The 13017-nt window shown below is 68.1% G+C and carries 21 protein-coding genes; 13 read left to right on the forward strand and 8 right to left on the reverse strand.

What is annotated here, in order from left to right:
• Positions 1–57 precede the first annotated feature (57 nt).
• Both QN239_RS16110 and QN239_RS16115 read left to right on the forward strand, forming a co-directional pair.
• Positions 58–1800 (forward strand): ABC transporter permease, encoded by a 1743-nt coding sequence (locus QN239_RS16110; protein WP_499011804.1) that lies wholly within the window; start codon positions 58–60, stop codon positions 1798–1800.
• Positions 1801–1830: 30 nt separating this feature from the next.
• Entirely contained in the window at positions 1831–3174 is a 1344-nt protein-coding gene (locus QN239_RS16115; RefSeq protein WP_499011807.1) for an ABC transporter ATP-binding protein, read from the forward strand.
• A gap of 32 nt (positions 3175–3206) precedes the next feature.
• Here the strand turns inward: QN239_RS16115 and QN239_RS16120 are convergent, their stop codons facing one another.
• The 3 genes from QN239_RS16120 to QN239_RS16130 all read right to left on the reverse strand — a co-directional run bounded on the left by QN239_RS16120 (position 3207) and on the right by QN239_RS16130 (position 4686).
• Positions 3207–3392, reverse strand: coding sequence for a hypothetical protein (locus QN239_RS16120; RefSeq protein ID WP_499011810.1), 186 nt, complete (start codon positions 3390–3392; stop codon positions 3207–3209).
• A 266-nt stretch (positions 3393–3658) separates the two neighbouring features.
• On the reverse strand, positions 3659–4117 hold the full coding sequence (locus QN239_RS16125) for a hypothetical protein (RefSeq protein ID WP_499011813.1): 459 nt from the start codon (positions 4115–4117) through the stop codon (positions 3659–3661).
• Positions 4114–4686 (reverse strand): RNA polymerase sigma factor, encoded by a 573-nt coding sequence (locus QN239_RS16130; RefSeq protein ID WP_499011815.1) that lies wholly within the window; start codon positions 4684–4686, stop codon positions 4114–4116. The genes QN239_RS16125 and QN239_RS16130 overlap by 4 nt, the downstream gene beginning before the upstream one ends.
• 200 nt (positions 4687–4886) lie before the next feature.
• Here QN239_RS16130 and QN239_RS16135 point away from each other — a divergent pair, with 200 nt between their 5' ends.
• From QN239_RS16135 to QN239_RS16170, 8 genes are all read left to right on the forward strand, one after another.
• A complete protein-coding gene (locus QN239_RS16135; RefSeq protein ID WP_499011817.1) occupies positions 4887–5351 on the forward strand; it encodes an Asp23/Gls24 family envelope stress response protein in 465 nt (154 codons plus the stop codon).
• On the forward strand, positions 5341–5670 hold the full coding sequence (locus tag QN239_RS16140) for an Asp23/Gls24 family envelope stress response protein (RefSeq protein WP_499011819.1): 330 nt from the start codon (positions 5341–5343) through the stop codon (positions 5668–5670). Before QN239_RS16135 ends, QN239_RS16140 begins: the two co-directional genes overlap by 11 nt.
• Before the next feature lie 93 nt (positions 5671–5763).
• A complete protein-coding gene (locus QN239_RS16145; protein WP_090361574.1) occupies positions 5764–5943 on the forward strand; it encodes a hypothetical protein in 180 nt (59 codons plus the stop codon).
• Positions 5936–6301, forward strand: coding sequence for an Asp23/Gls24 family envelope stress response protein (locus QN239_RS16150; protein WP_499011822.1), 366 nt, complete (start codon positions 5936–5938; stop codon positions 6299–6301). Before QN239_RS16145 ends, QN239_RS16150 begins: the two co-directional genes overlap by 8 nt.
• Positions 6298–6861: a DUF6286 domain-containing protein gene (locus QN239_RS16155; RefSeq protein ID WP_499011825.1), complete on the forward strand. Its 564-nt coding sequence runs from the start codon at positions 6298–6300 to the stop codon at positions 6859–6861. Before QN239_RS16150 ends, QN239_RS16155 begins: the two co-directional genes overlap by 4 nt.
• Complete coding sequence (locus tag QN239_RS16160) at positions 6858–7439, forward strand: Asp23/Gls24 family envelope stress response protein (protein WP_499011828.1); 582 nt, start codon at positions 6858–6860, stop codon at positions 7437–7439. Before QN239_RS16155 ends, QN239_RS16160 begins: the two co-directional genes overlap by 4 nt.
• A gap of 5 nt (positions 7440–7444) precedes the next feature.
• The gene (locus tag QN239_RS16165; protein WP_499011831.1) at positions 7445–7591 is read left to right on the forward strand and encodes a hypothetical protein; all 147 of its coding nucleotides are present in this window, start codon (positions 7445–7447) and stop codon (positions 7589–7591) included.
• Positions 7566–7760: a hypothetical protein gene (locus QN239_RS16170; protein WP_499011833.1), complete on the forward strand. Its 195-nt coding sequence runs from the start codon at positions 7566–7568 to the stop codon at positions 7758–7760. Before QN239_RS16165 ends, QN239_RS16170 begins: the two co-directional genes overlap by 26 nt.
• Positions 7761–7764: 4 nt before the next feature.
• On the opposite strand, the gene QN239_RS16175 is transcribed toward QN239_RS16170, so the two are convergent.
• Both QN239_RS16175 and QN239_RS16180 read right to left on the reverse strand, forming a co-directional pair.
• On the reverse strand, positions 7765–8169 hold the full coding sequence (locus QN239_RS16175) for a hypothetical protein (protein ID WP_499011836.1): 405 nt from the start codon (positions 8167–8169) through the stop codon (positions 7765–7767).
• 72 nt (positions 8170–8241) lie between these two features.
• Complete coding sequence (locus QN239_RS16180) at positions 8242–8598, reverse strand: Rv0313 family protein (protein ID WP_090361011.1); 357 nt, start codon at positions 8596–8598, stop codon at positions 8242–8244.
• Positions 8599–8637: 39 nt separating this feature from the next.
• Here QN239_RS16180 and QN239_RS16185 point away from each other — a divergent pair, with 39 nt between their 5' ends.
• Together QN239_RS16185 and QN239_RS16190 are read left to right on the forward strand one after the other, a co-directional pair.
• Positions 8638–9510 (forward strand): nuclear transport factor 2 family protein, encoded by an 873-nt coding sequence (locus tag QN239_RS16185; RefSeq protein WP_499011840.1) that lies wholly within the window; start codon positions 8638–8640, stop codon positions 9508–9510.
• Between the two features lie 52 nt (positions 9511–9562).
• Positions 9563–10138, forward strand: coding sequence for a hypothetical protein (locus tag QN239_RS16190; protein WP_499011843.1), 576 nt, complete (start codon positions 9563–9565; stop codon positions 10136–10138).
• Positions 10139–10176: 38 nt separating this feature from the next.
• Here QN239_RS16190 and QN239_RS16195 read toward each other — a convergent pair whose 3' ends face one another.
• Complete coding sequence (locus QN239_RS16195; RefSeq protein WP_090361571.1) at positions 10177–10968, reverse strand: SGNH/GDSL hydrolase family protein; 792 nt, start codon at positions 10966–10968, stop codon at positions 10177–10179.
• Positions 10969–11185: 217 nt separating this feature from the next.
• Between QN239_RS16195 and QN239_RS16200 the strand changes: the two genes are divergently transcribed.
• Positions 11186–11677: an NUDIX hydrolase gene (locus tag QN239_RS16200; RefSeq protein WP_499011846.1), complete on the forward strand. Its 492-nt coding sequence runs from the start codon at positions 11186–11188 to the stop codon at positions 11675–11677.
• Here the strand turns inward: QN239_RS16200 and QN239_RS16205 are convergent.
• Both QN239_RS16205 and QN239_RS16210 read right to left on the reverse strand, forming a co-directional pair.
• A complete protein-coding gene (locus tag QN239_RS16205; protein WP_499011848.1) occupies positions 11670–12467 on the reverse strand; it encodes an SDR family NAD(P)-dependent oxidoreductase in 798 nt (265 codons plus the stop codon). The genes QN239_RS16200 and QN239_RS16205 overlap by 8 nt on opposite strands.
• A 42-nt stretch (positions 12468–12509) precedes the next feature.
• Positions 12510–12953 (reverse strand): hypothetical protein, encoded by a 444-nt coding sequence (locus tag QN239_RS16210; RefSeq protein ID WP_499011851.1) that lies wholly within the window; start codon positions 12951–12953, stop codon positions 12510–12512.
• Between the last annotated feature and the right edge of the window lie 64 nt (positions 12954–13017).

Genomic DNA, 13017 nt, shown 5'->3' on the forward strand with positions numbered 1-13017 from the left:
CTCAGCCGAGTCTCGGCGCCCAATACGCGGACCATCGAACCGAGGAGTGACACCACCATGGTCATGCTGCGCACCTATTCCTTGCGGGACGCCTTCGCCCGGCCCTCCGTCCACGTCGGCGCTGACGTGATGGTCTTCGTCGGTGCCGCGGCACTGGTGTGGCTCGTGGTGCGACTGGTCCACAGCGCCGACGTGCCGTGGACCGTGCAGACGGCTCCGGCGTCGGTATCCACCGACCCTGGCGAATTGCCTTATTACGCAGGACGTTCGCTGCTGCGGATGTTCATCGCGCTCGGCGCGTCACTGGTGTTCACCTTCGTCTACGCGACGGTGGCGGCCAGATCCCGGCGCGCCGAGAAGGTGTTGATCCCGCTGCTGGACATTCTGCAGTCCGTGCCGATCCTCGGTTTTCTGTCGGTGACCGTCACCGGGTTCATCGCCTTGTTTCCGGGATCGGAACTCGGGTTGGAATGCGCGTCCATCTTCGCGATATTCACCTCGCAGGCGTGGAACATGACCTTCGCGTTCTACCACAGCCTGGTGTCCCAGCCGCGGGAGCTCGACGAGGCCGCTCGATTGCTCAGACTCTCACGCTGGCAACGCTTCTGGCGGGTCGATGTGCCCAGCGGCATGATCCCGCTGGTGTGGAACGGCATGATGAGTTTCGGCGGCGGGTGGTTTTTCCTCACCGCATCGGAGGCGCTGAGTGTCGACAATCACGACTTCGCGCTCCCGGGCATCGGTGCCTATGTGGCCGCGGCCGGCGACAACGGTGAACTGAACAGAGTCCTGCTCGCCATAGTCGTCATGGTGGTGCTGGTGGTCGGTGTCAACGTGCTGTTCTGGCGCCCGCTGACCGCGTGGGCCGAACGGTTCCGGATGGAGGATTCCGAATCCGCCGAGGCGCCGCGGAGCCTGACGCTCAACATCCTTCGACGCTCCCGTATCGGCCGCGGTGTCGGACGCCCCCTGGGACTGCTGGTCAACCCGCTCGACCGACTGATGGCGGTGTTCGGTATCGCAGAGCATCCGTTGCGCACGCCCCCGGCACGCCGGCGGGCGGGGGACTGGGCGTTCGCCGCGACGGTGTGTCTGGTCGTCGGCTATGGCGCCTACCGTGCCGTCGATTTCATCTCGGCGACAGTCGGATTCGGCGAAGTCGGGCACGCGCTGCTGCTCGGCTCGGCGACGTTCGCCCGCGTCGTCGTGCTGGTGATCTTCGCGACCGTGGTCTGGGTGCCGGTCGGGGCATGGATCGGAATGAACCCGCGGGTTGCCAGAGCGGCGCAACCGGTGGTCCAGGTGCTGGCGTCCTTTCCCGCCAATTTCCTCTTCCCGCTCGTCGCGGCGGTGCTGCTGGCGACGGGGATCAGCCTCGATATCGGCGGCGTCCTACTTATGGCCCTCGGGGCGCAGTGGTACATCCTGTTCAACGTCATCGCCGGAGCCAGTGCCATACCCAATGACCTCCGCGAGGCTGCGGCGAGCCTGCGTCTGCCGCGAATAGCGCTGTGGCGCAGCCTTATCCTGCCGGCGGTCTTCCCGAGCTATGTGACCGGCGGAATCACCGCCGCAGGTGGAGCGTGGAACGCGTCGATCGTGGCGGAGGTCGTCACGTACAACGGAACGACGCTGACCGCCACCGGACTCGGCGCCTATATCAAAGACGCCACCTCCAGCGGTGACACCGGACGGATCCTGGTCGGCGTCATCGTGATGAGTTTCTACGTCGTGCTGATGAACCGGCTGCTGTGGCACCGGTTGTACGCGATATCCGAACGACGCTTCGCCCTGTCCTGACTACCCCCACATCTGACGAGGAGGTCACCCATGACGATCAACGAGGAAATCCTGGTCAGCGTCGAGCAGGTGAGCAAGAGCTTCACCGGTGCCGGCGGCGACACGCTCCTGGTGCTCGACGACATCACGCTGGACCTGCGAGCCGGTGAAATCGTCGCGCTCCTAGGACGTTCCGGCTCCGGCAAGTCGACGTTGTTGCGCACCATCGCCGGTCTGATCGCCCCGTCGAGCGGGTCCGTGCGGTACCGCGGGCACGAGCTCAACGGCGCCAATCCCGGCACCGCAATGGTGTTCCAGACCTTTGCGCTGATGCCGTGGCTCACGGTGCAGGACAATGTCGAGCTCGGGCTGGCCGCACGGGGAGTGCCGCCCGCGAGGCGGCGCGAGCAGGCGCTGCGGGCGATCGACACCATCGGCCTGGACGGATTCGAATCGGCCTATCCGAAGGAGCTTTCCGGCGGGATGCGTCAACGCGTCGGGTTTGCCCGCGCCTTGGTGCTCGAGCCGGATGTACTGCTCATGGATGAGCCATTCTCGGCGCTCGACGTGCTGACCGCGGAGAACCTGCGCACCGAGCTGATGACGCTGTGGCGGGGACAGGATTTCCCCACCCGGTCGATTTGCCTGGTGACCCACAACATCGAGGAGGCCGTGCTGCTCGCCGACCGTGTCATCGTCCTCGGCGCGAATCCGGGACGGATCCGTGCCGAGGTCGGCATCGACCTGCCACGCCCGCGGGACCGTCGTTCGCCGGCGTTCGCCGCACACGTCGACCGCCTCTACCAACTGCTCACCGGAACGGAGGCCGGCGCCGCCACCGAATCGACCGACGCGACACCGACCGGCACCCCACTGCCCGACGCGACGGTCGGCGGCCTCGCCGGACTGGTGGAGATCGTCTACGCCCGAGGCGGGCATGTCGACCTGCCGGAGCTGGCCGCGGCGCTGAACTTCGAGATCGACGACCTGCTGCCCCTGGTGGATGCCGCCGAACTACTGGGGTTGTTGGATGTCGAACGTGGTGACATCGAACTGACCACGGTGGGAACCGGATTCACCACCGCCGGCATCCAGCGCAGCAAGCAGATCTTCGCCGAACTGGCCCGCACGCGCGCGCCGCTGGTCCGGACGATCTGCACGGCGCTGCAGTCCAGCGCGGATGGAGACCTGCGTGCCGGGTTCTTTCTCGACCTGTTGCGTCGCGGGTTCGGTCCCGACGATGCCAAGAGACAACTGGACATCGCGATCGATTGGGGCCGGTACGCGGAGCTGTTCGACTACGACACCGATCACGACCAGATATCGGCGGATCCGACGGCCGATCTGTCCGCCGCGACGGCGGTTCCGCCACGGGTACGGACGGGCCCGATCTGACGGGAGCCGGACCGCGCCCGCCGGCCGGCGTGCTACGCGATCCGGCGCAGTGCGACCACGTCTCGTTCGACGCAGCCGACGCGGTCGGCGGCTTCGGTCACCGACAGCGTCGGATCGAGCAGAATCTCCAATTCGGCAGGGGAGAACCAAGGTTCGTCATCCCAAGGGGCGTGGTCCCATCCGGCATCTTCAAAGCCGGAAAACAGTCGCTTGCTCAACTCGAACCTCTGGCGGGCATTGTCGGCTGTCGCTGTCTTCGATGAAGCGAATTCACCGGCGCCGATGCGGGTAACACCGCGGTGGCGCCGTGTGCAGGAGTCTACCGGTCGGGACGGCTCTCCGGGCGGCGGCAGGTGACCGGTTGGGCCCCGGTGGAGGCCGTGAATCGCGAGGTCAGACCTGTTTCGGCGGGCAAGCGTACTGCCCTCGGGCCGTGATCGTTTCGTTATGCACCTGATATGCCCCCATGACCGTCGCGCCGATATCAGCCCAGCGGATCACCGTCGACGACATCGCTGATGGTCACGTCGATCGGACCCGACGGTGCACGTCCGTCGTCATCCAGGTCATCGAGGATCACGCGGACCGTGTCGATCACCGTGCGGCGGATATCGTCCCCGAGCTCGCGCAGTTGGGTGCCGTAGCTTCCGATGACATCGATATCGATCGCGCGCAGCACGTTGCCCTCGAGTGTGAAGGCGATGCGCGTGGGCTGGCAGACGAACTTGCGCCGCAACTCCCGCGCCAGCAGGCTGCGTAGCGCGTGATCGCTGATGTAGACCACGCCGTGCCCGAGGTCGCGTGAGGCGCGGATGGGCCAGCCGGGACGCGACGCCGCATGCACGGCCGCGCGCACCTTCGCGCTGATGGCATCCCACCCGGGCTCGGGCGCAGTTCTCAGGTACGAGGCCGCGCGGTGCAGGAAAGGATCTGACTCCGTCACTGCCACCTCCTCAACAGAACCCGCAGGGTCTTCGTAGCCCGAACGTGGTGACCGCGCACGGCGTCGGGACTGAGTTGCAGAACTTCGCCGATCTCGGGAAACGTCATCAGCTCGATCTCCCGCATCATCCAGACCGCACGCTGGCGCACGGGCAACTCGCCGAGCGCGACTTCGAGCGCATCCAGAAATGCGGCGTTCGATGCGGCGGTGAACGGGTCCGCCGTGGTGTCCGGCCCGGCGAGCGGCTCCAACACCCAATCCTCGACCGGGTTGGCCCGTTTGAGCCGGTGCGTGTCGGCGATTTTGCGATAGCAGATCGAGAACAGCCACGTCCGCAGCGAGGACGACCCGCGAAAGCCGGCGATCTGCCGCCACGCAGCAACGAACGTGTCCTGCACCACGTCGGCGACATCTGCTTCGGAGGCCAGCATCCGCCGCGCGTACCGGTACAGGACCGGACCGTACCGGGTCACGATGGCGTCGAAGGCCTCTCGGTCACCCACAGCGGCCGAGACCCGAAGAGCCTCGTCATCGGCGTCGCGCAGGTCACGGTCGGTTGGCGCTCTCACCCCACCCCGCTCCCCGTTACGCTTGACTGCTGCCCAGATATCGACTCTGGCGCCGCAGGCAAGCATGCTATGCCCGTTGCGCCAGTCTTAGCTGGGGGTCGGGTGTGTGTCATGTATCACCCCGGAAGGACGTTCGGTTCGGGGTGTTCGCCCCGACTAACCATGAGTTGCTCGTCAGATCGGATCAGAGGGGAGAGGCGATGACCAGCGCACAGCTCGGTGCAGATGCAGCCGGCAAAGAGGTCAGCCCGTATCAAGGGTCACCGTTGGTGAGTTCGCAGGGCAAGACGACGATCGCCGGGGTGGTGGTGTCGAAGATCGCCGGGATCGCCACCCGTGAGGTCAGCGGCGTGCACGACCTGGGTGCCGGCGCATCCAGGGTGGTCGGCGCGCTGCGTGAGCGGATCCCGGGTGCCAGCGTCAACCAGAGCCAGGGCGTCTCGGTCGAGATCGGGGAGAAGCAGGCCGCCGTCGACATCGACATCGTCGCCGAATACGGGGTGGCGATCGCCGATCTGGCCGCGGGCATCCGGCGCAATGTCATCGCCGCGATCGAGCGGATGACCGGACTCGAGGTCACCGAGGTCAACATCACGGTGCACGACGTGTACCTCGACGGCGACGGTGCCGACGACGCCGATGCGGCGCCCGCGCGTGTCCAGTGAGATACCGGCAGCGGCCGACCCGGCCGAGGAGCAAGCGGAGCGCATCGCCTCGGCGGTGATCGCCGTCGACGGCGTCGCCGGGTTACACGCCGGCATGTTCGGCGAGGTGGCCACCTATCTGCCCGGCCGCCGGGTGGCGGGGATCAGGCTGGGGCCGGACCGGGTCGACGTCCACGTGAGCCTGGCGCTCGATGCGCCGGTGCGGCCGACGGCCACCGCCATCCAGCGAGCGGTCGCCGCGCTCACCGATCTGCCCGTCGACGTCACTGTCGAAGATCTCGTGCCTGTGACACCGGCGTCCGGGCGAGAACTGCGATAGTGCGCCGTGTGGCGGCGCGACGAGGGGCGCGCCGCCACACCTCTTATGAATTCATTTGTGCCAGTTTAATTTTCCTTCCGGAAGGTGCGCGTCATGACCTCGTCGACATTGGGGCTGGTTGCGGGATTGTTGCTTGGAGTGGCCGCGGCAGCCGGTGGACTGTGGGGTTTCCTCATCGCGCTTCTGCTCGGCGTGGCGGGCTACCTGATCGGGGCCCACCGCGATGGCGAGCTGGATCTCGGCTCACTACTGCGGGGCCGCGGCCGTGACTGAGGTGCACGAGGACGACGACGCGGCCACCCGGGGCACCCTGACGGTCCGGGAGAAGGTCGCCCAGCGGCTCGCGGTCCGCGCCGCGCTCGACACACCGGGTGTGGTGCCGTTTTCGGCCGGCCTGGCCAAGGTCGTGGGCCGGTCGTTGCCCCAGGCGCAGCTGACCGTCGCCGGAAACCGGGTCACGGCGCACCTGCGGGTCACCGTCGGGTGGCCGGCATCCGCGGTCGACGTGGCCCGTGCCGTTCAGCGCAATGTCGCACAGACGCTGTCCACCATGGCCGGGCTGCACGTCGACCGTGTCGACGTCACGGTCGAACAGTTCAGCACCACCACCGACGCGAAGAGGACCCGATGACGACCGTCGACACCGCGGGGCTGCCCGCACCTGGCCGGGTACCCGTCGCCGCCGCGACCGCTCGCCATATCGGAGTGGCGCTGGCCCTGGTGGTGCTGTGCGCCGGGGTGTTCGCACTGCGCGAGGCCGTGGTCGCGCTCGGCTGGATGGCCGGAACATCGTGGATCGGGGCCGCCCTCACGGCGGTGGACGGTCTGTCCGGTCAGTGGTGGATGGTCCTGGCCGGCGCGGTCGCGCTGATCCTCGGCGCATGGATGGTGTTCTCTGCCCTGCGGCCGCGGCGCAAGACCGCCGTCGCCGTCGATGCCCGAGCGGCTGTCTGGATGCGTCCGCGGGACGTGGCACGACTGGCATCCCACGCGGCCACCTCCGTGTCCGGTGTCGAGGTGCTGCGTTCGGAGGCGACCCGCCGCAAGGTGACCCTCTATGTTGGTGTGTCCGGCACCGAATCCGATGCCGGAGCCAAGGGCGCGATCACCGCGGCGGTCGGCAGCGCCACCGAAATCCTGCGGCCGCCACCGCAGGTCGCGGTGCGGATCGTGACGAGCGGGTCGGCATGAGCCTGCGCCCGACCGATGTGCTCGACCGTGCCGCGACGCTGGTCGCAGGCCTCGTGCTGGCCGCGATCGGTGCGGCCGCGGTCCTGTGGCCCCTCCATATGGTGCGCGGTGTCCCGGAGCGCATCACCGCGGAACCGGCCGCGCACGCCACCACGTCGAGCTGGTGGCCGTGGGCACTGGCCGGGGCGGGGGCATTGCTGGTGGTGATCGGGCTGCTCTGGGTGGTGTCGCATATCCCGACCCGCAAAGCACCGGTGCTGCGCGTGTCCGGTGGGACTGACCCGGGACTCGTCACGGTGAACCTGAACGGTGTCGCTGCGGCGGCGGCCGCGACCTTGGAACAGGACCCGAACGTGCAGTCCGCCAAGGGAAAGGCGGTCACCGATCGCGGTACCGCGACCGTCGAACTGACCGTCACCGTCGCCCATCCGGCCGCGGTGCGCGAGGTGATCGGCGCGGTCGACGCGACATGCGGTGACATTGCCCGGGCCACCGGCGATTCCGCAGTCGCGACGCGCACCCTCCTGCAGGTCGCCAAAGCCGGCGGCACCTCCCGGAAGCCCCGGAACCTCGAATGATCCGCTTGACCAGCGACGCCGCCGTCGCCGCCCTGTTCGTGGGTGCGGTCGTCCTCGGCGGCGTCATCCGCGCACTCGCCAAACTGGTCGAACGCCCGAAGCCCGCATCCCCAGACAAGGAGTCAGATGTCCAGCACCGACGATCACGGTGAGCGGTTGTTCGCCTGGGCCGTACTTGCACCGGTGCTGACCCGGCACTACTCGATCGTGGCTCCCAGCGACCAGGAGGTGTCGGTGTGCGCATGTTCACCGGGGATTCGCCGCAGCATCGATGAGTGGGCGCGCCACGTCAGTGATGCGGTCGCCGCCAGCATCGCGTGAAGGCTCAGGCCGGGAAGAACCCGTCACCGGTGAAGAAACCGGGCTGCCAGCCCTGCGCACCGAGGCACAGCATCGGCTTCCCGTCCGGCGATTGGGCCGCCGCCTGCGGCCCCGGGCACGGCGCACCGGTCTGCTGCACGCCGTACAGCGGATAGGACGGCATCCAGAATCCGGTGTACACCGGCGGCCACTGGTTGGGCACCCAGCGGCACATCATGGCCTGGCCGCCGGGGCCCCGCCCGAAGGTGAACAGCTGATAGTTGTCGCACGGTGCGCCGGAGGAGGCGTCATAGCTCATCCCGGGCACGTCGCTGGGGTAGCGGCCGGGCTGGTCATCGGCGAGCGCCGGTGCGGCCGTCCCGAACGCGGCACACGCAACGGTCGCCGCCACGGTCAGTTCACGAATCATGTCCCCACCCTCGAAGTTGCCGTCCCGACCCCGCCGCGGCCAAGCTTAATCCCGAAGCGGGGCGGTCACGGCCTATTCGGGAGCGTCGAGCACGCTGACGGCGATGCCGTACGGCAGGAACCGCACGCGGCGGGCCGCGTCGGTGTTGTTCTTGTTGGCCCGCAGTGCCTCGAGTTCGCTGGGGTAGACCTCTTCGATGTGGGCGCCGCCCGCCTCGTCGACGGTGTAGATGGCCCAGACGCCGTCCCCGGTCTCCCCGGTGGTCTCCGGTCCGGCCGGGCGGGACTGCGCGGTGAACTGATCGATCAGCGTGGACCAGCCGGCGCGTTTGCCGAATCGGTCGAGCGCGTCGCGCAGTCCTTCGCCGGCCTCGCGGGCCAGGCGATCGAATTCTTCGGGGTCGATTCCGAACGGCCCGTTCTGGCTCATTGCCGTCCTCCTTCACACCGGGGTGGTAAAGGAAAGGATATGTCGACAACACCAGCGGCGGTTCTGGCCACGGTCGAGCGCTCCCCGGCTGCCGTCGCCGGCCACGATCGCCAGGCCTGGGTGGGGTTGTTCACCGCGGACGGACGGGTGGAGGATCCGGTCGGCTCGCGGCCGCATATCGGCCGGGATCAGCTGGCGCGGTTCTACGACACCTTCATCGGTCCCCGCACCATCACCTTCCACCGGGATGTGGACATCGTCACTGGAGGGCTGGGGGCACCTCCCGCTCGCGGGGGAGAGCGAAGCGACCCGGGAAACGGCACGCGTTCCACGGTGCTGCGCGACCTGGTGCTGGAGGTCGCGATGGGCTCCCGGGACAGCGCCTCCGTCACCATGCACATCCCCGCGATCCTGCGCTATGACGTGCAGTCACAGGGCGGTGAGCTGCGGATCGCCGCGCTGCGGGCCTACTGGGAACTGCCCGCGATGGCCGTCCAGTTCGCCCGCTGCGGGGTGGCCGCGGTGCCGGCAGGCCTGCGGCTGACGGCCACGCTGCTGCGCAATCAGGGTCTGGTGGGGGCAGCCGGGTTCATGGCCGGCATACCCGGTGTGGGAACCCGCGGTAAACGGCTGGTCTCGGATTTCCTGGCCGACGCCGCAGCCGGTGACGAGGTGGCGGTGAAACGCCGGCTCGGCTCCACACTGCGGGTGACGGCCGGCGACGATGCGGTGCTGCCGCAGTCGGAGCTGGTCGGTCTGCTGGCCGGCACCCGGGTCCGCACGCTGCTGGCGGCGGGCCGGGCCGTCGCGGCCCGCCTGAGCGGGGGAGGCCGGGATCTGGTGCTCATCGCGGAGTTCGGTACTCACCCGACGGCGCTGCGCCGGCTTCGGGTGTTCGCCGACGATCGATAACCGGGGTGGGTTGTACGACGCCGCACCGCGGACGTGAGACGGTAGGTTCACCATGTCTGACAATGAGTACCCGATGGGGTACATGACCTACGAAGAGTTCGGCCGCAAGTTCTTCGATGTCGCCGTCAGCGAACGGCGCGTCGGCGACGCCATCGGCGCGATCGCCGGTGACGAGTTCCAGATGGGGCCGATCAGTCAGGGACCGGGCGGGATCGCCAAGGTCACGGCGAAGGTCAGGGTCCAGACCCCCCGCGTCACCCGCCATTTCGGCGAGAATTTCACGTTCGACATCAGGATCCCGCTGGAGATCAACATGGTCGTCGACCTGAAGATCGACAAACCGCAATTCAGCGTCTTCGGCGAGATCGCGTTGCAGGCTGTCGCGCGGGCGGCCGAGCCGCTGGTCCTCATCCTCGATGTGCGCAAGCCGCACTCCCGGGACATCTCCATTCACGTCACCTCGCGGACCCTGCGCGCCGAGGTGTTGCGCGTGATGGCCGGTATCGATGCCGAGATCAAGCGGTTCATCGCGATCCACGTGGGCGGTGAGATCGACAACCCGGCGGCGCAGCAGGCCAAGGTGATCAACATCGCCGAGATGATCGACTCGACATGGACCGGTATCTGATCCGTACCCTTGCGGGCGTGCTCAGCGCGAAAGCCGGATTACCGGGCGTCTGACCGGGCCACGACGGGGCTCAGCTGCGGATGCCGGGGGCCGCCGCCGATACTGGCCGACCGCCCGCGCAGATGCCGCCAGATCCATGGCATCAGCATGTTCTGAGTCCACATGGCCTGCGAGTACAGCCGCGAGCGCAGCGACTGCTCGGTGTCCGCCGCCGCCGCGTACGCCCAGTCGTGGCTGCTGCCCGGTAATCCCAGCGCCTCCGCCGCCGCGGCGGTGAACAGCTGGTGGCCCTTGGTGCTGCCGTGCACGCGGTCGGTGCTCCAGTTCTCCGGGTCGGTCATCGAATCGGCGTGGTACAGATCGATGAGCCGGAAGCCGTGCCGGTCGGCCGCGGCGCGGATGACATCGTTGATCCGCAGCACGCGCGCCACCAGGATCCGGCCGGCGGGCAGGACCCTGGCCAGATTCGGAAAGGTCGTCGTCACCACGGTCGCACCGGTGAGGGCCAGCCGGTCGTGCAGGATATCCAGATCGACCAGGGCCTGGTCGAACTTGCGACCCGGCCGGGTCACGTCGTTCATGCCCACGCACATGGTGATGAGGTCGGGCCGCATGGCCACGGCTTCGGGCAGCTGCACCTCCAGCACGTCACGGATCCGCTTGCCGCGGACCGCGAGATTGGCGTACTCGATACCCGGGGAGTAGCCGTCGAGCAGCCAGGCCAGCCGATCGGCGAAGCCGATGAGGGCCCCGGTGTCATCGGTGTCCCAGAGTCCCTCGGTCTGGCTGTCACCCAAGGCGACATAACGTGAGTAGTGGACGTCGACCACGGTGGTGACTGTAGTGCTCCGCCGCCCCGATTCGCCCGCGGCGCACCACACCTGCAGCGGGCGGACCGCGCTCCAGTGCAGGTCAACGCGGTGCTTCACACCCGATGCGGAAGATGGACGCCGCCCGGTGGCGGCGCATTCATCCCGTGTTCACCGACCGTGTGGGCGATGTCACGGCGGTTCTGCGGACGCGGACCCCGGTCCCTACAGTGAGGCGGTGCCCCGTCAGAGTGCAGGCCTGCTGCTGTACCGCACGACCGGCGGTGTCCTCGAGGTGCTGTTGGGCCATCCGGGCGGGCCGTTCTGGGCGCGGAAGGACGAGGGCGCGTGGTCGATCCCCAAAGGGGAGTACCTCGACGGGGAGGACCCTTGGTGGGCGGCCCGCCGGGAGTTCGCCGAGGAGGTCGGTGTCGCGGCGCCGGACGGCCCGCCGATCGCGTTCGCGCCATTGAAGCAGCCCGGCGGCAAGATCGTCACCGCCTTCGCGGTCGAGGGCGATCTCGATACCCGCCGCGCGGTGAGCAACACCTTCACCCTGGAATGGCCCCGGGGTTCGGGGAAGTTCACGGAGTACCCGGAGGTGGACAGGGTCGGTTGGTTCGATGTGCCCACAGCACGGCTGAAAATTCTGAAAGGTCAACAGCCGCTGCTGGATTGGCTGCTCCAAGAGCTGACCGGATCTGCTGCGGGAACCGGGCCGGCTATCTGAACGAACCCGCGCCGCCGTCGAGCAGGATGGTCTGTCCGGTGATGTAGGCCGCGTCGTCCCCGATCAGGAACGCCACCGCGGGGCCGATGTCGGTGGCCGGATCGCCGATGCGCTTCAGCGCGGTCGTGCTCACCACCTGCTGGTAGCGCTTCGGATCCAGGTCTCGCAGCACTTTCAGCCCGTCCGTCTCGGCCAATGGGCACACGACGTTGACGCGGATGCCGTCTCGGCCCCATTCGAGCGCGGCGACTTTGGACATGCCCCGGATCGCTTCCTTGGCGCCGGCGTACGCCCCGAAGTTCCGTTCGCCCGCGGTGCCGGCGGCGGACCCGATGTTGACGATCGCGCCACCGCCCGCGGCGAGCAGGTGCGGATGAACGGCCTGCATCAGCGCAAAGGTGACACGTGGACCGGTGTCGTAGACGAGGTCGTAGTCGGCCGCACTGATGTCACCGAAGGCCTTGGGTTCGTTGCATGCCACGGCGTTGTTCACCAGTGCGTGGATGGCCCCGAAGGTGTGCGACGCGGTATCGACGATCCGTTGCGGCGTGTCGGCGTCGCGAAGGTCGGCAACCAGCGAATGAGCCTGCAGCCCAGCCTCTTTGAAACCAGCGGTGGTGGCTTCCAGGACGTCGTCGAGGATATCGGTGAGAAGCACCGACGCCCCGCGCTGCAACAGGGCGGTCGCGATGCCCTTCCCGACGCCCCGCGCGGCGCCGGTGACGATCGCCACACGACCCTGCAGGGAGCGGGGATGGGAGTAGCCGGACCGGTTGCTCGCAGATGTCACGGTGGTCACGGTAGCCCGCCGGCCGCCGCGCGGCCCGCGGTATCAGGCCCCCGGGATCGACATTCCGGGTTGGGGGCCGACCGGGGTCGGTGTCACCGTGGTGACACCGTTGGCGCCGACGTTCGGCGCACCGGGCACGCCGGCGGATGCGCCGCCACCGCTGGACGGGGTGGAGGCCTGCGCGTCTTCATACGCCTTCTGGGTGCAGTTCAGTTCCAGGATCATCTTCCCGGCGGAGGTGGCCTTCTGTCCGCTGACGATGCACTGGGCTTGGGGCACGTCGCTGCCGATGGATCCGCCGAAGCTGGAGCGCACACCCTGGCTCTTCAGGATGGCCACGGCCTTGCCGTATGGTTCCCCGATCACGCTGTAGGGGCTGGACCCGTTGGGGTCCGAACTCGCGACACCGGCGCTGACCAGGGTGGCCGAGGCGGCCGCCGCGAGCACGGCGAACCCGCCGATACCGAGAACTACTTGCTTCTTCACGTGACCTCCGGGTTATCGCGGTGCGTTGCGAAGATATCGCAGTTGAGCACCCGTAGAAACTTCA

Source organism: Mycolicibacterium sp. Y3 (assembly GCF_051188035.1).
Lineage (GTDB): Bacteria > Actinomycetota > Actinomycetes > Mycobacteriales > Mycobacteriaceae > Mycobacterium > Mycobacterium fluoranthenivorans.